The sequence below is a fragment of the Pedobacter nototheniae genome, from assembly GCF_032678625.1.
GTDB lineage: Bacteria > Bacteroidota > Bacteroidia > Sphingobacteriales > Sphingobacteriaceae > Pedobacter > Pedobacter nototheniae_A.
Genome location: NZ_JAVTSO010000007.1, coordinates 44423 through 61969 on the forward strand (window position 1 = coordinate 44423; position 17547 = coordinate 61969).

A 17547-nucleotide genomic window follows, 5' to 3' on the forward strand; every position below is an offset into this window, starting at 1 on the left:
AAAAGAATGTCGGTTTGAGCTTGTCTCTTTAAAGAAAGTCTTCGACAAGCTCAGACCGGCAAAAATTAAATACAAATAAAAATGTCAAAAACATTAGTAGAAAAAATTTGGGATGCACACGTTGTAAAAAGTGAAGAGGGATTTCCTGACATTTTATACATTGATACACACTTAATACACGAGGTAACTTCTCCGCAGGCTTTTGATGGTTTACGCAAAAGAGGCTTACCGGTTTTCCGTCCGAAACAAACGGTTGCAACTGCCGATCATAACGTACCTACGCTAAATCAGCTTTTGCCAATTAAGGAAGAACTTTCGCGTTACCAGGTTGATATGCTTACCAAAAACTGTGCTGAGTTTGGCATCGAACTATATGGCTTAGGGCATCCATTTCAAGGCATTGTGCACGTAATTGGTCCCGAACTGGGCATCACCTTACCCGGAAAAACAATGGTTTGCGGCGATAGCCATACCTCTACACATGGCGCTTTCGGGGCTATTGCATTTGGCATCGGAACTTCGCAGGTAGAACAGGTTTTCGCTACGCAATGTTTATTGCAGTCGAAACCTAAAACTATGAAAATCGAGGTAAACGGAACCTTGGAAAAAGGAGTTACAGCAAAAGACATTATTTTATACATCATCTCTAAAATATCTGCTGCCGGAGGTACAGGTTATTTTATTGAATATGCAGGCTCAGCTATTGAATCTTTGAGTATGGAAGCCAGGATGACGATCTGTAACATGAGTATCGAAATGGGTGCACGTGGCGGGCTTATTGCGCCTGATCAAATTACGTTCGATTACATCAAAGGAAGAGAATTTGCTCCGGCTGGCGCTGAATGGGATAAAGACTTAGCCTACTGGAAAACTTTATTTAGTGATACCGATGCAAAATTTGATCGTGTTTTAACTTTTGATGCTGCCGATATTGCACCTATGATTACCTATGGAACCAATCCAGGCATGGGTATGGGCATTCAGGAACATATTCCTGCCACACAAGCACAACCAGAAAAAGAGCAACTCTCTTACCAAAAAGCTTTGGATTATATGGGTTTTGATGATGATGCTTCGCTAATCGGTAAACCAGTTGATTATGTTTTTATAGGCAGTTGCACTAATTCACGAATTGAAGATTTACGCGAAGTAGCAGATTTTGTAAAAGATAAGCGTAAAGCAGATAATGTTACCGTTTGGATCGTTCCAGGCTCCAAACAAGTAGAACAGCAGGCTAAAAATGAAGGTTTAGATAAAATTTTCGAGGCAGCAGGTTTTCAACTAAGAGAACCAGGTTGTAGCGCATGCCTGGGTATGAACGAAGATAAAATTCCGGCAGGCAAATACTGTGTTTCTACATCGAACAGAAATTTCGAAGGTCGTCAGGGACAAAATGCACGTACCCTCTTGGCAAGTCCTTTAACCGCAGCCGCAGCCGCCGTTACAGGAAAAATTACCGATGTAAGAGAAATGCTGGAAAAAGCTTAATTAACCTGTCATGCTGACGAAGGAAACATCTGCAAACGATAAAACAGATTCTTCGTTCCTCAGAATGATAAATTAATACATATGATTTTAGAAGTTGCCATATTAAATATAAAAGCCGGTTTATCAGCCGATTTTGAAAAAGCTTTTAACGAAGCACAAAAAATCATAGCAGCCATGGAAGGTTACATTTCGCATCAGTTAAAAAAATGTATTGAAGAGGCCGATAAATATATCCTGCTGGTTAACTGGGAAACTTTAGAAGCACATACCGAAGGCTTTAGAGGTTCGGCAGCTTACCAGGATTGGAAAAAGTTATTGCATCATTTTTATGAGCCTTTTCCAACGGTAGAGCATTATGTTTAAATAGGAACAACCGAGTTTTGCATGATTGGATGATAGAATATAGCTTAAAATCCTGCAAATCTTGTTAAAAAACTTAAATGCAATTAGGTGTTTAAAGGAGTGAAAAGATTAAATAAAATTTAAAGTTATGCCAGAAATAGTTTGGGATGCAACATTATACGACAAGCAACATCACTTCGTATCAGATTACGGAGCAGATGTATTGCAATGGTTAGCGCCGAAAAGCGGCGAACATATTTTAGATGTAGGTTGTGGCACCGGTCAGCTGGCGGCGCAAATTGCTGAAAGTGGTGCACTCGTTTCAGGAACTGATGCCTCTGCCGATATGGTTGCGAATGCTAAAGCAGCATACCCGAATTTAAATTTCGAGGTTGTTGATGGAACTAAACTGCCATACAACGAAAAATTTGATGCCATTTTTAGTAACGCCACTTTCCACTGGATTGAAAATCAGCCGGCATTAGTTCAAGGGTTATTTAAAAGCCTGAAACCTGGTGGAAGATTGGTTGCCGAATTTGGTGGAAAAGGAAATGTTAAAAGCATTACCGATGCCATTACAAATGCAGCAATGCAATTAGGCTTGGAAAATCACCTGGCTAATAATTTCTGGTTTTTTCCGTCTGTAAGCGCTTACACTACCCTTTTAGAAACAAACGGTTTTGAAGTTGAGCAAGCCTGGTTATTCGACAGGCCTACCAAACTTATCGGCGAAGAAGGCATGTACATCTGGATTAATCAATTTGCACAACATGCATTTAAAAAATTAAACGAAGAGCAGGCAAAATCCATCAAAAACCTGGCTGTAGAAATCCTTAAACCCAATTATTTCATTAATGGAGAATGGGTAGCCGATTATAGAAGACTAAGGATTAAAGCCGTTAAGCAAAAAGACTAAAGATAAAAACAATGCAAAAAGCAAGTCTCGATACTTGATGCGCTGTACTTGATACGATTAAAATGAAAAAGTTCACAAAATTAACATCGGCCGTAGTGCCTTTAAATATAGAGAATATAGATACCGACCAGATTATCCCTGCCAGGTTTCTAAAAGCAACCACACGCGATGGGTTTGGCGAAAACCTATTCCGCGATTGGCGCTATAATGGCGATAATACTCCAAAGCCTGAATTTGTAACAAATAACCCTACTTACAACGGACAGATTTTAGTTGCTGGAAAAAACTTTGGTTGTGGAAGTAGTCGTGAACATGCAGCATGGGCCATTCAGGATGCTGGCTTTGATGCTGTTATCAGTAGTTTCTTTGCCGATATATTTAAAGGAAATGCCCTTAACAATGGTTTATTACCTATTCAGGTAACTGAAGAGTTCCTTGCACAAATTTTCAAGGCGGTGGAAAACAATCCTAAATCAGCCTTAGAAGTTGACTTGGAAAATCAAACGGTTACCATTGTTGAAACCGGAGCACTGGAATCTTTCGAGATTAATCCGTACAAAAAATCATGTTTAATAAATGGTTATGATGATATCGATTTCATCCTGGCACAAACAAAATTGGTAACCGAATTCGAACAAGCAAAATAATGTTTAAACCCTTTGTGTACATACAAGATTTAAACTTAAGTTACCGCAACAAAGCGGTGCTAAAGGATTTGTATTGGGAAATAAATATTTTCGAAAATTGGGTTTTATCGGGCGAAAGCGGAAGCGGAAAAACTTCTTTGGCCAAAGCCATTGTGGGTTTAGTTGCTGCGCAAGGCAGTGTCGAAATCAATTATGATCCGCTAAGTAAATTACCCGCCGAAGTTTTATTTGTAGAAAGCTGGTACCAGTTTAAAAACCTGGAGGGTGTTGCAAATTTCTATTATCAGCAACGTTACACCAGTCAGCAAGCCAAAGAAACCTTAACTGTACATGCAGAATTGGTTGCGTACGGTAAAGAAAAGGGGCTTCACTTTGATGAGGTTGAGCCCATTTTAGAAGCCCTTGGCTTTGCAACATTTGCCAGTTCGCAGTTAATCGAATTATCGAGCGGCGAACATAAAAAACTACAATTGGTTAAAGCCTTATGGTTAAAACCACAATTGTTAATTATCGACCAGCCCTATACCGGCCTGGATGCTGCCTCGCGTAAAAATTTGAATATCCTATTGGATCAGGTTGCCAAAGAAGGCGTACAATTGCTCTTAATTTGCAATGATTCAGAATTGCCGACTGTTGTTACTCGTTTTGCAATGATTAAAGATGGACAGGTTGTTACCTCAGATTCAAGAAGCGTTGCTGCAGTTGGCGTTGAAAAACACAATAAAGAAATTCCTGATTTCTTAAAAGAATCGCCAGTTTATTCATCCGATAATATTGTTAAAATGGTTGATGTAAACATCAGTTATGGAGATAAACAGGTATTAAAAAATATTAACTGGGAAGTTAAATCCAGTGAAAAATGGTTGTTACAAGGTCACAACGGATCGGGTAAATCAACTTTATTGAGCTTGGTAAATGGCGATCATCCTCAATCTTATGCCAATGAGCTTTATTTATTTGGCAACAAACGTGGAAGTGGAGAAAGCATTTGGGACATTAAACAACACATTGGTTTAATCTCGCCAGAGTTTCACTGGTATTTCGATGCCACCTCTACCGTTTGGCAAAGCATTGCATCCGGTTTTTACGATACAGTGGGGTTATTTCAACAATTGCCCTACTCAAAGAGTGCACAGGTTGATGAACTGATTGAATATTTTGGATTAACAGAGATCAAAAATGAATTATTAAACGCGCTTCCTCTTGGAAAACAGCGTTTGGTTTTATTGGCCAGAACAATAATCAAAAATCCTGAACTGTTAATCCTCGATGAACCTTGCCAGGGCTTAGATCATCAACAAACACAACATTTTAACCATTTGGTTGATGAATTGTGCAGCAACGGAATGACCTTAATTTATGTTGGCCACTTTGAATCGCAGCTGCCAACCTGCATACAAAAAAGAATACGATTAGAAAAAGGCGAAGTAAAAGTCGTCGAAACAATACTGGAAAGCGTTTAATATGAAGAAGAACATTTTAGTAATACCTGGAGATGGTATTGGGCCCGAAGTTACAACCTGGGGAAAGGCAGCATTAGAAAAAGTTGCAGAAATTTTTGGCCACGAATTTATATTTGATGAGGCCTTAATGGGCCATGCAGCCATTGAAGTTACAGGTGAGCCTTTACCAGATGAAACTTTAGAAAAAGCAAGACAAAGTGATGCCATTCTTTTTGGAGCAATTGGTCATGCAAAATACGATAACGATCCAAGCTTAAAAGTTAGACCAGAGCAAGGTTTGTTAAAAATTCGTAAAGAACTGGGTTTATTTGCCAACCTCCGCCCGATATTACTATTTGATGAACTTCTCCAGGCATCGAGTATTAAACCGGAAATTTTAAGAGGAACAGACATTTTATTCTTCCGTGAGTTAACCGGTGATGTTTATTTCGGTGAAAAAACACGCTCTGAAGATAGAAATACAGCTTCTGACCTGATGATTTACCATCGTTACGAAGTAGAACGCATTGCACATAAAGCTTATCAGGCTGCGCAACAGCGTAATAAAAGATTGTGCTCTGTTGATAAAGCCAATGTTTTGGAAAGTTCGCGTTTATGGCGCGAAACGGTACAGGAAATTGCAAAACAATATCCTGACGTTGAAACAGAACACATGTTTATCGACAATGCTGCCATGCAATTAATTAAAAACCCTAAAAAGTTTGATGTGGTTTTAACGGCCAATTTATTTGGTGATATTTTAACAGATGAGGCATCGCAAATTGCAGGCTCAATGGGTATGCTGGCTTCGGCATCTGTTGGCGAAAGCACTGGTTTCTTTGAGCCTATTCACGGTTCGGCACACGATATTGCAGGCAAAGATTTAGCAAATCCATTAGCTTCTATCCTATCCGCAGCACTCATGCTCGAAATTGGTTTCGGATTAAAAGAAGAAGCTAAATTATTGGTCGATACCATTGACCAGGTATTAAAGGAAGGCTTTAGAACACACGATATTGCCGACCAAACTACAAACCGGTTTAAAGTTTTAGGCACAGCCGAAATGGGTAAATTGGTATTAAAATTCTTATCACAAAAATTAATCAATTCCTAAACTCAAGATTATGATCCACGACCCGAACAAAGTTTATATTTTCGACACCACATTGCGTGACGGAGAGCAGGTTCCAGGCTGCCAGTTAGATACAAACCAAAAAGTAGAAATCGCCAAATCACTTGAACTTTTGGGTGTTGATGTAATTGAGGCAGGTTTCCCCGTATCAAGCCCGGGAGATTTCAACAGCGTTATCGAATTATCTAAAGCAATAACCCATCCAATTATATGTGCTTTAACACGAGCAAATAAAAACGATATTGATGTGGCAGCTGATGCCTTGCGCTATGCAAAACGACCACGTATCCACACGGGTATAGGTTCATCTGATTTTCACATTAAACACAAATTTAACAGCACCCGCGAAGAAATTTTAGAACGTGCAGTAGAAGCCGTAAAATATTCGAAAAAGTTTGTTGAAGATGTTGAATTTTATGCGGAAGATGCCGGACGTGCCGACATTGAGTTTTTAGCTAAAATGGTTGAAGCCGTAATAGCCGCAGGTGCAACAGTTGTTAATATTCCGGATACTAACGGTTATTGTTTGCCAGATCAATATGGATCAAAAATCCTTTACTTAAAAGAAAATGTAAAGAATATCGACAAAGCCATTATCTCTGTTCACTGCCATAACGATTTAGGCTTGGCTACAGCAAATTCAATTGCTGGTTTACAAAATGGTGCACGCCAGGTAGAATGTACCATAAACGGCATTGGTGAGCGCGCAGGCAATACATCTATGGAAGAAGTCGTCATGATTTTAAAAACACATAAAATTTTGGGATTGAACACGCAGATTGATACCACTCGTTTTTATGAAATGAGCCACATGGTAAGAAACCAGATGAACATGCCTGTTCAACCAAACAAAGCAATTGTAGGTGGCAATGCATTTTCACACAGCTCAGGGATCCATCAGGATGGTTTTTTGAAAAACCGCGAAAACTATGAAATTATTAAACCAGAAGATGTTGGTTTTCCTGATGCAACGATTGTATTAACGGCCAGAAGTGGCAGACATGCCTTAAAACACCATTTAGATCGTTTAGGCCATAAATTAGAAAAAGAACATTTAGATATTGTTTACAAACAGTTTTTAGTTTTAGCCGATGGCAAACAAGGCATTAACGACCTGGATTTAAATCAATTGGTTGCTTTGCATTTAGCTTAGCACATTACCGCCATTGCCAGCTACAGCCTGCCCCAATTTTGGGAAAGCAATTTTAATTGCTGGCTTTTACTATAGCTCCAGTAGTAGGATTGGTCCGTAACTCGCAATGGCAAAAGGAATAAACAGGCAGAACACAAATCTTGATTCTTGCTACTTGACACTAAAAAAATGAATAATACCACACCACACACATTGGATTTTAACGCTGCATCTGAAAGATTAAAGGGCGTAGTAAAACGTACGCCTTTAGAATTTAATGCCGGACTTTCATCTCGGTTTAATGCTAATATTTATTTAAAAAGAGAAGATCTGCAAATTGTACGTTCATACAAATTACGTGGTGCTTATAATAAAATCAGCTCTTTGCCTCAAAGTGCCTTGCTTAATGGCGTAGTTTGTGCAAGCGCAGGTAACCATGCACAAGGCGTGGCCTATTCCTGCAAAAAACTAAATATAAAGGGCGTAATCTTTATGCCAGAAATAACGCCAAAACAAAAGGTAAAACAAACTTATATGTTTGGTGGCGATAATGTTGAAGTAATTTTAGTTGGCGATACTTTTGATGATTGCCTGAAAGAAGCTTTAGCCTATAGTGCTGCACATTCAGCTACCTTTATTCCACCCTTTGATGATGAAAAAGTTATTGAAGGTCAGGGAACTGTAGGTGTCGAAATTTTTGAAGACCTGCCCGATTTAGATGTGGTTATTATGCCAGTAGGCGGCGGCGGCTTGGCTTCGGGCGTTAGTGCTTATCTTAAAACGGTAAAACCAGATGTAAAGTTAATTGGTGTTGAACCTTTAGGTGCGCCATCATTAACGGCTGCAATAGAAAAAGGCGGTCCCTTTACGTTAGATGAAATTGATCGTTTTGTTGATGGCGCAGCTGTTAAACGCATCGGGCACATTACCTACCAGTATTGTAAAGATTTGCTTCATCAGATGCACCTTATTCCTGAAGGACAGATATGTACAACCATATTAAAACTTTATAACGAAGATGCTATTGTTGTAGAACCTGCAGGCGCTTTATCCATTGCCGCATTGGATCAGCTTAAAGAACAAATAGCAGGCAAAACAGTGGTTTGCATTGTGAGCGGAGGCAATAATGATATTGAACGCATGCAGGAAATTAAAGAAAAATCTTTACTTTTTGAAGGTTTAAAACATTATTTCATTGTTCGTTTCCCGCAAAGACCAGGTGCTTTGAAACTTTTTGTAAATGAGGTTTTAGGTCCGCACGATGACATTACCCGTTTTGAATTTATTAAAAAAACGAATAAGGAAAATGGCCCGGCCTTAGTTGGTATTGAACTTTCGAACAAAAACGATTATGCCAGTTTGCTGCAACGTATGAAAGATTTCAAATTTGAGATCATCGAACTGAACCAGGATCAGACCTTGTTCGAGTATTTGGTTTAACACTTGTTTAACCGGAAGGCTAACTATTGTCGATTCGTCATTGCGAGAAGGCTTTTTCAGCCGGCGAAACAATCTTTTTGGCAAATAGGAAAGATTGCTTCGTCGTACCTCCTCGCAATGACGATTTCGTTTTCTTATAAAAAATTTAAAAAGCATGAATTTCAAAGATTTAGACAACAAAGCATTAATTGCGGATAATGATATCGATTGGGAAGTGTTAGGCGCGGGTGTTAAACGCAAAATTATGGCTTACGATGAGCGTTTGATGCTGGTTAAGGTCGACTTTGAAAAAGGTGCGGTTGGTGTAATTCATCAGCACCCGCATTTGCAAATGAGTTATGTGGCTGAAGGAAGTTTTGAAGTAAGCATGGCCGATGAAAAGAAAATTCTTCATAAAGGCGATGTTTTCTTTGCACGGTCTAATGTTTTTCACGGCGTAGTTTGCCTCGAAGCAGGCCTGTTAATTGACATTTTTAACCCCCATCGCGAAGATTTCCTTAAATAAACACTCAAACAGCCCAGGTTGGGCACATTTACTTTTAAACAAGGTAAATTTATAAACGCAAAATAGAAGTACTAATCAAAAGTAAACTTCACGTTTTTATAACCCAACCCTTCGATAATAGGCTTTAAAACATTGGTTGCATTGGTTTTTGTCTGATCTAAAATGCTTGATTTTTTCACTTCATTCGACACTTGTTTTTCTGCGGCTTTATAAGCTTCATCAACCAAAGCTGCTTCACGGAAGAAAGCCATTTTCGTGTCGTAAACCCTTGAGTTTTTATGGTCAATTTTCACATAGCAAATCTCTGGCTGTGGTAAATTTACTACAGCGGTATCCGCCTCAATACGAATATCATCCTTTTTAATTTTTGTTAAATCGATACAGCCTACTGCTTCAGCCTTAACAATTAACAAAACACTGGCTTCGGGCAAAAAATCAGTTTTTTCTTTATGTTCCAAAACGTCGCTAATCTGGTACCTAACCAATTCTAATTTGCCAATAGCCTCAATTTTCTCTACTAAGAGCTGATGTTTATTCTCTACAGATGTATTGATACTGAACTTTTTAGAAATAAAAAAATAACCGGCAGCCAATAAAATCACCCAGGGTAAAATGCGAAAAAATACTTTCATACTAAAAAAATAAACAAGGTTTCAATGTTGTATAAGCATGTTTATACAATTATTAATCCATAAATCATTTTTTAACTTTTTTTGGCAGTTGTTTTGTAATACGAAAGTAATACACACAAAAAACACTAATCAACATGAAAAAACTAACTATTCTAATGCTTTGCATTGTCACGCTGGGGCTGGCATCTTGCAAAAAGGAAACACTTGTTAAAGAACAAATTTACGCCAGAACTTATAATTATACATTAAAAGCCTCTGATTGGAAACGCAATGCTAACGGAACTTATTCCGCTAAATATCTAAATTCGGCTTTTGATGGTATTACTTTAGATGACGAAGGCGTACTTGTTTACTTTCAACACCCGGCTGATGCAAAAGGGGATATTCAATTACCATACACTTATAACTACAGTGCCTATAGCTACGAGATTTATAATGGTGGTATTACTTTCGATGTTCAAGACACGAATAACTTATTAAACTCAGTACCCCCAAATTACGATACTTTGGTAAAGGTTGTAATTGTACCTTCACAGTTTTCTAATTAATATTAAAATATTTTAAAACTCCAAAAAACGACCTATGTTCAATTGAACGTGGTCGTTTTTTTTATGCGCTCCCCTGTTCAATTGGATGGCCCTAACCAGCACGCCGTTTCTTTCCAATAGTAATTCATCGTAGAAACCTTTATAATACACATCTTTTACTTCAAAACGCCTGCTGTCCCAGTTGCTTTTTAATTCGGCCCATTCAGGGTAAAAAACAACATGTTCCTTTTCTGTTTTTAAGCCAATTTTTTCAGCATCGGTTTTATTTAACACCACTGCATTTCCAAGTATTCGTGCGGTATATATATGCTTGGGCTTTTGGTAAATTTCTATAGGTTTTCCAGTTTGAAGCAACTCACCATCTTTAATAATCAGCAGCTGATCTGCTAAAAACAAGCCATCTGCCGGATCGTGAGATACCAGCACAACAGTTACACCCGTTTCTGCTGCTACACGTTTTATATCGGCTCTTAACTGGTTTTTCAATAAAGCATCCACCTGACTAAAGGGTTCGTCTAAAAGCAAAACCTGCGTGTCTGCAACCATGGCTTTTGCAATGGCAACCCGCTGCTGCTCTCCCCCGCTTAATTCGATTATCTTTTTATTTTGCAATTGCGAAATGCGCAAATGCTCCATAATCTGGTTGGTTTTCTCCGCTTTGGTTTTGAGGTCGGTATTGGAGAGCTGTGAGGCAATATTATCGTACACCTTTGCATAAATATTGAGCGAAAAATCTTGTGTAACCATTTTCATCTGCTTATGTCCGGGTATCAATTGTTCATCAGGCCCTTTTACTTTTTCATTATGAAAAAAGATTTCACCTTCATCAACTTTAAGTAAACCATAAATAGATTTTAATAAGGTTGATTTTCCACTCCCACTTTCACCAATAATGGCAACAACATCTCCCCTTTTTATCTCGAAACTAATATTTTGAATACCACCAGCTTGTTCAGCCTGGTATTGCTTGGTTACATTTTTTACACTGATTATCGTATCACTCACGGGCTAAAGATAAGGATAATGCGTAAAGCCTAAAAATACCAAATTGGAACAGTTCATATTTTTACTTATTTTGAACTCATAATTAACAACTCATGTCACCAGAAATTCTATTTTCAGAATCCCAAAAAATGGGCAATTATTCTCTTCTTATCCTTTTAGGTGCTGTAATCATCCTCTTTATTTTTTTGCTGATTAAAGGGTTTAAAACTAAAAGCCGAACCTATTTAATTGCTACATCTTTCGGTCTTATAGTCGCGGCAGCTACAATTCTGCTTACTTTAAACCTTCAGTTGTATACAGAAATAAGAAAAGATGGTATTTACGTAAAGCTATTTCCGTTGAATTTAAAGTTTAAACATTATGGCTGGCCAGCTATTTCTAAATCTTATGTAAGAACTTATAGTCCTATTGCGGAGTACGGTGGTTGGGGATTAAAAGGCAGTAAACATAATGCTGCAATAAATGTATCGGGAAACGTAGGTTTGCAGCTTGTTTTTAAAAATGAGGACAAATTGTTAATTGGCACCAACCAACCTAAAGAACTCGCTTTAACCCTGAAAAAATTAGGCGAGTATAAAAATTAAGCCTTGATAAGTATTAAAAAAAAATCCTGTCTCGATAATCGAAACAGGATGGGTTTTATTTGTGTGTATAGTGTTTTTTAATTTAAGCCTAAGGTAATTCCGAAAGACATATTTTTTAAACCGGCCTGTGCTGAGGTATTAAACATATCGTTGAAATAGTATTTAGTAAACAAGCCTAATGCACCATATCCTAATCTTACTGTACCTCCGTAGCGTACAGACTGGAAGTGATAATCATCGTATGATTTTTCTTTTCCACGTTCATCGCTAATTTGTTTAACTTTTCCATTTAATAAAAAGCTTACTTCAGGTCCTAACACAAAGTAAAATCTTCTGCCTTTATCATTTTCTTTGGTACGAAATTCAAAGTTCAATGGAATGTGTACATAACTGCTGGAGAAACGATTTTTAGAAAAAATAATTGGCTCATCAATATAAGTTAGGTTAGGTTGGTTCTTTTGAATGGTAATATTATCTCTTAGACGAATTAATGTCCAATCGAAACCACCCGCAATGTAAACTTTAAAGTTTGAGTTAAAACGGTAACCAAATTGCACCACATCAAAAGAGAAAGTACTGGTTTTGCCGCCTTTATAATCTAGAAACTGGTTATTTGGAGAAAGATTAAAATTTCCATTATCAATTAACCTTGAGAAACCTATATCTATTCGTGTAAAAGTAATACCTCCAATAAAACGACCTTTTTTGGAATTATCCGCAGAATCGCCAGTTTTTGTAATCAGGTTTCCTCCACCTATTGTTAAGGTATATTTACTTTTCTTTTTGATAACTGTGTCCTTCGCCACAGTATCTTGTTGAGCAAAAGCACCCTGAGCCATAACACCGGCAAGCCCGCTTACCATTAGTGCTGTAAAAATTAGATGTTTCATTTTATTCTGTGTGTTTTGTGTATGTTAATATTTAGCGAGTTAGGCTATAGTTTGTTATTTATTTTTTCGTTTCCCAAATTTAAACGGACCAATATTGATGGAGGAGATAGAAGAATCATCATCGTCAGTCCTGAACTGGATAAATTTATCTTTTCTTTTATCTACTTTGTTTACCACCAGGTTTACAATGTCGCCAACATTTCTAATGCCCTTACTTTGCTCATTCTCATTAGCCGGTTCATCCGTTAACCCTACATTTCCTGCCGATGCCGTTAAGGCTTGGTCTTTTGCAGCAATGGCTTCGTTAATTTTTTCTTTTATATCCTCTTGTTTAACTTTCGAAACCTCAACCTTGGCAATTAAAGGCTCTTCCTTTACTGTTTCGGGGCTTATCGTTACTTTTTGGCGCTCCTCATGCTTAACTGTTTTAACTTCAGTTTTAGCTATAAAAGCAGTTTTTTTTGTTTCAACAACTAATTTTGGCAATGCCTTTTCAGTAATTTCAACCGGAACTTCAATTTTAGGTTGGATCAAATTTTCTTGAGGAACATTTTTCACCTCTGTTTTTACAATGTTATTGTTGTTTTCAGTACGATTATTCTGTCCATTTATAACCAAAACCCCAATGCTTGCAACAATTAAAACCACCGCAGCAGCCATCCAGTAAACCGGTAATTTCCAGGCTTTCTTAGGTTCAATTTTCTGTTCTATATCGCTCCATAAATTTCGTGAAGGTGTAACCTCTGCATCCGCAAAAGCATCCTTAAATAACTGATCAAAATCTTTATCCGGTGTAGGTTGCATAACCAAATCCCTCCATTTTTATAATTTCCTCTTTTAAAATTGCTCTCGCTCTAGAGAGTTGTGATTTGCTGGCCCCTTCGGTAATACCAAGTGTTTCAGCAATTTCTTTATGCGAGTAGCCTTCTATTGCATACATATTAAATACCATTCGGTAACCATCAGCTAATTTTTGGATTACTTTCATTAAATCCTGTATACCCAACTGACTAAAATCAAAACCTGTTGAGGGTTGTTCGTAAGCTTCATCAATTTCTACTACATTTAAGCTGCGTAAATTTTTACGGTAGCTTTCTATAGCTGTATTCACCATTACTCTTCTAATCCAGCCCTCAAAAGAACCGTCGCCCCTATAATCTTTAATTTTCTGAAAGATTTTGATGTAGCCCATTTGCAATACATCTTCAGCTTCCATTCTATCTCTCGCATATCGCATGCAAACGGCCAACATTTTGGATGCGGTTTGCTTATACAGCAGCTCTTGCATCTTCCGGTCGCCAGCTTTACAGCCTTCCATCAAATCGTTTATAGTATAGGGTTGCGTCAACTTCATTGTGTGTTTGTATATAGAAGATGATGGATTACAAACAATGGTTGCATGGGCGTTAACAAAAAGTTAAATATTTTAGAAGCAAAACTTATTAGCACTGATTATCAATAAGATAAATATTTTAATAAATTATAGTTTTTTATACTTAGAAACAATTATAGATAATTTTTAGGGATTTTATCTTCTGTTATGCTAATTGATTTCCTTACTAAAGCACAAAGCACCTATTTCTAATGAAACAGATACTTTGTGAATAATTTAGATGCTGAAATAAATTCAGCATGACTTAATATCTTTACTGATCAGATTTTTTCTTCACTTTAAACAATTTAAAATCCTGTTTGTAGGTTAAGAAAAATGAATGGTTAAACTGAAGTTGTTTATCGGTATTGTCTAAATCGATATGCGGTTCGAAACGAACATCAAGATATAAATGAGGGATTAATTCTTTCTGGTAAGCATAACGCAACGAAACAATATTTCTGGAACTTTGCTTTAAGCCATTGCTGTATAAATTGGAAGAAACAGATTCGTACAAAGGCATTCCCTTGATGGAAATAAAGTTATTCCCTTTCCAGTACGAGCCTACTAAACTTCCCCATTTTGTATCTACACCGGCATTTAACCATAATCCAAATCCGCCCTGATAGGCTCTTCTTTTATCCGGGGAGAAATCTTTATAAACGGCTACATAATTATCTGTATAAACCTGTTTAACATTAGAGTTTATCGCTTTGTGTAATTTTAATCCTGCGGCGCCATTAAATAAAGTGCTGATTGGAATTTCTTTTAAAATATCGATTTGACCACCCTGATGAAAAGCTAAAAACTGAGCCGGCACACTAAACTTCCAGCCATTATTTTCGGCCAGTGTTGTCTCAGTAGATAAACCTCCAATAATTTCCTCTTTTGCAGCCTCGCCGGTATAAATCATTTTTTGCCAGGCTATCCAGGCATCCAGGTTAAATTTCTTTCTCTCTACCAGTAACTGTGTACCATATTCAATTGGGGTGGTAATGGTTCTTTCAAAATCATAAATCGGTTCAATATATTTATGCTGAATGCCGCCTTCCAAACTTCCAAAAATTAAGGTCAGGTTTCTTTTGTGGTATTTTAGGCTGAATAAAGGTTTCGCATCGCTTATGCCGTTCCGGCCAAAATCTTTACGGATAAATGCGCCAGCCGTAATGGCCAAATTTGGATGTGCATAATACACAATCTGGGGCTGTAACTGTGTTCCGTACATTGTATATCCATCGTGAAAATCGTTGGTATATTCGTAATTACGGACGTAGTTGAAATTGTAAAAATTAAAATGAACCTCGTTGGTTAAGCTGCTATCCGGACGGATCCTGTTTTCAATAGCCGACTGATTAAACTGAGCGGAGGCAAAATAAGAACTAAGCGAAAGTGTTATAAGGAGTAAGGTCTTTTTCAGACCCGTGTTTTTAATCATGATTTTTTGATTTTATCGCCCAAATTTAGAATAGTTTTTGGTTAATTACTTCCGGAAGAACAGGAAGTTTACGAAAAGGATACAAAATTTTTTAGTTATTTAACGCCAAACACTCAAAACCTTAACCAACAAATTTCTTAGTTGCCTTAGTGGCTTCATGATTAAATTTTATTGGCCGTTTTTCTTACGATAATTCTTATACAACTTAACGGCAATCATAATTACCATGGCTACGCCCATTATTCCAATTAAACCGTAAATCCAGTTAATGGCATTTTTAAGTATAACCACAAATACAATGGCAATCATAAAAATGGTGGCCAGCTCGCGCCATAACCTCAGCTGAAAACTGGTTAACTTGTATATGTTGTTTTTAAGCTGTTTAACGATGTTTTGACAAATGAAATGATAAATAAGCAAGCCGATTACAAAACCAAGTTTAACCTGCATCCAGTCGGCTTGTAAAAGGCCGGGATTTAAAGTTAGCATGGAAGCGCCTGCCAATACCGAAATAATCATGGCAGGGGTAGCAATAATTTTCCATAAAGTAGCCTCCATTTTAACAAATTGCTTTTGAAGGATACTTTTTTCAGGCTCAGGTTTATCATTTGCCTCCGTATGATAGATAAATAGGCTTAAAATATAAAATAAACCTGCCATCCAGCTAATCACAAATACAATGTGTACTGCAAGGAAATAGTGATAATATGGCAATAAGGTTTCTATCATTGCTTAATTTTATTCAAAATATAGGTTTCTATCCAATCTGGAATATTAAAGAATTACAAATTTAATATTCCATTTACGATACCGCCTATACAATCAGGTTTACCACCGGAGTTATCTCACAGGTGAATTTCGTCAATCTTTTAAAGAAATGGATTCATAAGTTCGTTTTGAAAACACAACGACTCCAAACCTTATCAAACGATTTTAATACCTAAATTCTTTAACCACCTCAATTGCATATTTTACGTTATCAAACGGAATATCTGGCATAATGCCATGCCCAAGGTTAAAAATAAATCCATTTGTGCCGCGCATGCGTTCAAATAACTGGTGGATGTGTTTTTTAATTACCGGTTGATCTGCGTACAAAATATGAGGATCTAAATTACCCTGTACAGCAATATTTGATGGTAAGCTATTTTTGATATTTAATAAATCAGCATTCCAGTCTACCGAAATTACATCTGGTTTAGCTTCAGCCATAATTGGTGCAAAAACCGAACTTCCTTTACAGAAAGAAATCACAGGAATATCTTTTCTGTTTAGGTTGGAAATAATTTCCTGAATATACCGGTGAGAAAACTCCTGATAATCGTTCCAGGACAATGCCTGCGCCCAGCTGTCAAAAATCTGAATGGCATTTACACCAGCCGCAATCTGAAGATTTAAATAATCAGCAGTAACTTTAGCAATTTTAGCCAGGAGTTTATGCGCAAGCTCCGGATGGTTATGCAACATTAATTTGGTTAACTTAAAATCTTTTGATGATCCGCCTTCAACCAAATAACTCATTACGGTAAAAGGTGCTCCGGCAAAACCGATTAAAGGAATATTTCCATCCAGACGTTGTTGAATTACTTTAATGGCATCAGCCACATATTCCAATTCACCCAAACAATCTACATTCAAATTTTCAATATCCTGCGCGGTGCGTACCGGGTTTGCAAATTTAGGCCCAACACCTTGTGTAAAGCTTAAATCACCACCCATAGCTTCGCCTGTTACCAAAATATCACAGAATAAAATCGCTGCATCAATCCCCAACAAATCTACAGGCAACATGGTTACATCAGCTGCAATTTCAGGTGTTTTACACATCTCTAAAAAAGAGTATTTGTTTTTAATTTCCCAATATTGTGGCATAAAACGACCTGCCTGACGCATCATCCATACGGGTGGGCGTTCTGTTTGTTTTGAAAATGCTGCGTCTAAAAATAAATTATTCTTCATTGTTGGATTTTGATTCGGCTTTGCTATTTATAATAAAAACGAAGCATCTTCCTTCTTTGAAAGAGATCCTTCGTTCCT

19 protein-coding genes are annotated in these 17547 nt (G+C 37.4%); 11 read left to right on the forward strand and 8 right to left on the reverse strand.

Annotated features, from left to right (window positions below; all coding sequences use genetic code 11):
- Positions 1 to 81 precede the first annotated feature (81 nt).
- The 9 genes from leuC to R2Q77_RS18165 all read left to right on the forward strand — a co-directional run bounded on the left by leuC (position 82) and on the right by R2Q77_RS18165 (position 9044).
- The gene (gene leuC / locus R2Q77_RS18125; RefSeq protein WP_316805139.1) at positions 82 to 1488 is read left to right on the forward strand and encodes a 3-isopropylmalate dehydratase large subunit; all 1407 of its coding nucleotides are present in this window, start codon (positions 82 to 84) and stop codon (positions 1486 to 1488) included.
- Positions 1489 to 1569: 81 nt separating this feature from the next.
- Complete coding sequence (locus R2Q77_RS18130; protein ID WP_316805140.1) at positions 1570 to 1851, forward strand: antibiotic biosynthesis monooxygenase; 282 nt, start codon at positions 1570 to 1572, stop codon at positions 1849 to 1851.
- A gap of 127 nt (positions 1852 to 1978) precedes the next feature.
- Complete coding sequence (locus tag R2Q77_RS18135) at positions 1979 to 2746, forward strand: methyltransferase domain-containing protein (protein WP_316805141.1); 768 nt, start codon at positions 1979 to 1981, stop codon at positions 2744 to 2746.
- 62 nt (positions 2747 to 2808) lie between these two features.
- Positions 2809 to 3393, forward strand: a complete 585-nt coding sequence (leuD, locus tag R2Q77_RS18140; protein WP_316805142.1) for a 3-isopropylmalate dehydratase small subunit — start codon at positions 2809 to 2811, stop codon at positions 3391 to 3393.
- On the forward strand, positions 3393 to 4856 hold the full coding sequence (locus R2Q77_RS18145; RefSeq protein ID WP_316805143.1) for an ATP-binding cassette domain-containing protein: 1464 nt from the start codon (positions 3393 to 3395) through the stop codon (positions 4854 to 4856). The genes leuD and R2Q77_RS18145 overlap by 1 nt, the downstream gene beginning before the upstream one ends.
- 1 nt (position 4857) lies before the next feature.
- A complete protein-coding gene (gene leuB / locus R2Q77_RS18150) occupies positions 4858 to 5949 on the forward strand; it encodes a 3-isopropylmalate dehydrogenase (RefSeq protein WP_316805144.1) in 1092 nt (363 codons plus the stop codon).
- A gap of 10 nt (positions 5950 to 5959) precedes the next feature.
- A complete protein-coding gene (locus R2Q77_RS18155; protein WP_316805145.1) occupies positions 5960 to 7120 on the forward strand; it encodes a 2-isopropylmalate synthase in 1161 nt (386 codons plus the stop codon).
- Between the two features lie 168 nt (positions 7121 to 7288).
- Entirely contained in the window at positions 7289 to 8539 is a 1251-nt protein-coding gene (ilvA, locus tag R2Q77_RS18160; RefSeq protein ID WP_316805146.1) for a threonine ammonia-lyase IlvA, read from the forward strand.
- A gap of 154 nt (positions 8540 to 8693) precedes the next feature.
- On the forward strand, positions 8694 to 9044 hold the full coding sequence (locus tag R2Q77_RS18165) for a cupin domain-containing protein (RefSeq protein ID WP_316805147.1): 351 nt from the start codon (positions 8694 to 8696) through the stop codon (positions 9042 to 9044).
- A 71-nt stretch (positions 9045 to 9115) separates the two neighbouring features.
- Here the strand turns inward: R2Q77_RS18165 and R2Q77_RS18170 are convergent, their stop codons facing one another.
- Positions 9116 to 9676, reverse strand: a complete 561-nt coding sequence (locus tag R2Q77_RS18170; RefSeq protein WP_316805148.1) for a DUF4230 domain-containing protein — start codon at positions 9674 to 9676, stop codon at positions 9116 to 9118.
- A gap of 134 nt (positions 9677 to 9810) precedes the next feature.
- Here R2Q77_RS18170 and R2Q77_RS18175 point away from each other — a divergent pair, with 134 nt between their 5' ends.
- A complete protein-coding gene (locus R2Q77_RS18175) occupies positions 9811 to 10224 on the forward strand; it encodes a hypothetical protein (RefSeq protein WP_316805149.1) in 414 nt (137 codons plus the stop codon).
- 12 nt (positions 10225 to 10236) lie between these two features.
- Here the strand turns inward: R2Q77_RS18175 and R2Q77_RS18180 are convergent, their stop codons facing one another.
- Positions 10237 to 11229, reverse strand: coding sequence for an ABC transporter ATP-binding protein (locus tag R2Q77_RS18180; RefSeq protein ID WP_316805150.1), 993 nt, complete (start codon positions 11227 to 11229; stop codon positions 10237 to 10239).
- A 92-nt stretch (positions 11230 to 11321) separates the two neighbouring features.
- Here R2Q77_RS18180 and R2Q77_RS18185 point away from each other — a divergent pair, with 92 nt between their 5' ends.
- Positions 11322 to 11813: a DUF6141 family protein gene (locus R2Q77_RS18185; RefSeq protein ID WP_316805151.1), complete on the forward strand. Its 492-nt coding sequence runs from the start codon at positions 11322 to 11324 to the stop codon at positions 11811 to 11813.
- Between the two features lie 77 nt (positions 11814 to 11890).
- On the opposite strand, the gene R2Q77_RS18190 is transcribed toward R2Q77_RS18185, so the two are convergent.
- From R2Q77_RS18190 to hemE, 6 genes are all read right to left on the reverse strand, one after another.
- Positions 11891 to 12703 (reverse strand): outer membrane beta-barrel protein, encoded by an 813-nt coding sequence (locus tag R2Q77_RS18190; protein WP_316805152.1) that lies wholly within the window; start codon positions 12701 to 12703, stop codon positions 11891 to 11893.
- Positions 12704 to 12757: 54 nt separating this feature from the next.
- The gene (locus R2Q77_RS18195; RefSeq protein WP_316805153.1) at positions 12758 to 13507 is read right to left on the reverse strand and encodes a hypothetical protein; all 750 of its coding nucleotides are present in this window, start codon (positions 13505 to 13507) and stop codon (positions 12758 to 12760) included.
- Complete coding sequence (locus tag R2Q77_RS18200) at positions 13488 to 14057, reverse strand: RNA polymerase sigma factor (protein WP_316805154.1); 570 nt, start codon at positions 14055 to 14057, stop codon at positions 13488 to 13490. Before R2Q77_RS18200 ends, R2Q77_RS18195 begins: the two co-directional genes overlap by 20 nt.
- Positions 14058 to 14349: 292 nt before the next feature.
- Positions 14350 to 15510: a hypothetical protein gene (locus R2Q77_RS18205; RefSeq protein WP_316805155.1), complete on the reverse strand. Its 1161-nt coding sequence runs from the start codon at positions 15508 to 15510 to the stop codon at positions 14350 to 14352.
- A gap of 168 nt (positions 15511 to 15678) precedes the next feature.
- Positions 15679 to 16239: a CopD family protein gene (locus R2Q77_RS18210; RefSeq protein ID WP_316805156.1), complete on the reverse strand. Its 561-nt coding sequence runs from the start codon at positions 16237 to 16239 to the stop codon at positions 15679 to 15681.
- A gap of 204 nt (positions 16240 to 16443) precedes the next feature.
- Positions 16444 to 17469 (reverse strand): uroporphyrinogen decarboxylase, encoded by a 1026-nt coding sequence (gene hemE, locus R2Q77_RS18215; RefSeq protein ID WP_316805157.1) that lies wholly within the window; start codon positions 17467 to 17469, stop codon positions 16444 to 16446.
- Between the last annotated feature and the right edge of the window lie 78 nt (positions 17470 to 17547).

Bases quoted from the DNA above. Each gene is read 5' to 3' on its own strand.
- leuB (WP_316805144.1), top strand. From the start codon at position 4,858: ATGAAGAAGAACATTTTAGTAATACCTGGAGATGGTATTGGGCCCGAA.
- R2Q77_RS18205 (WP_316805155.1), bottom strand. From the start codon at position 15,510: ATGATTAAAAACACGGGTCTGAAAAAGACCTTACTCCTTATAACACTT.
- R2Q77_RS18175 (WP_316805149.1), top strand. From the start codon at position 9,811: ATGAAAAAACTAACTATTCTAATGCTTTGCATTGTCACGCTGGGGCTG.
- R2Q77_RS18185 (WP_316805151.1), top strand. From the start codon at position 11,322: ATGTCACCAGAAATTCTATTTTCAGAATCCCAAAAAATGGGCAATTAT.
- R2Q77_RS18130 (WP_316805140.1), top strand. From the start codon at position 1,570: ATGATTTTAGAAGTTGCCATATTAAATATAAAAGCCGGTTTATCAGCC.
- R2Q77_RS18145 (WP_316805143.1), top strand. From the start codon at position 3,393: ATGTTTAAACCCTTTGTGTACATACAAGATTTAAACTTAAGTTACCGC.
- leuD (WP_316805142.1), top strand. From the start codon at position 2,809: ATGAAAAAGTTCACAAAATTAACATCGGCCGTAGTGCCTTTAAATATA.
- R2Q77_RS18210 (WP_316805156.1), bottom strand. From the start codon at position 16,239: ATGATAGAAACCTTATTGCCATATTATCACTATTTCCTTGCAGTACAC.
- R2Q77_RS18195 (WP_316805153.1), bottom strand. From the start codon at position 13,507: ATGCAACCTACACCGGATAAAGATTTTGATCAGTTATTTAAGGATGCT.
- R2Q77_RS18200 (WP_316805154.1), bottom strand. From the start codon at position 14,057: ATGAAGTTGACGCAACCCTATACTATAAACGATTTGATGGAAGGCTGT.
- R2Q77_RS18155 (WP_316805145.1), top strand. From the start codon at position 5,960: ATGATCCACGACCCGAACAAAGTTTATATTTTCGACACCACATTGCGT.
- R2Q77_RS18165 (WP_316805147.1), top strand. From the start codon at position 8,694: ATGAATTTCAAAGATTTAGACAACAAAGCATTAATTGCGGATAATGAT.
- R2Q77_RS18190 (WP_316805152.1), bottom strand. From the start codon at position 12,703: ATGAAACATCTAATTTTTACAGCACTAATGGTAAGCGGGCTTGCCGGT.
- R2Q77_RS18135 (WP_316805141.1), top strand. From the start codon at position 1,979: ATGCCAGAAATAGTTTGGGATGCAACATTATACGACAAGCAACATCAC.
- ilvA (WP_316805146.1), top strand. From the start codon at position 7,289: ATGAATAATACCACACCACACACATTGGATTTTAACGCTGCATCTGAA.
- leuC (WP_316805139.1), top strand. From the start codon at position 82: ATGTCAAAAACATTAGTAGAAAAAATTTGGGATGCACACGTTGTAAAA.
- hemE (WP_316805157.1), bottom strand. From the start codon at position 17,469: ATGAAGAATAATTTATTTTTAGACGCAGCATTTTCAAAACAAACAGAA.
- R2Q77_RS18170 (WP_316805148.1), bottom strand. From the start codon at position 9,676: ATGAAAGTATTTTTTCGCATTTTACCCTGGGTGATTTTATTGGCTGCC.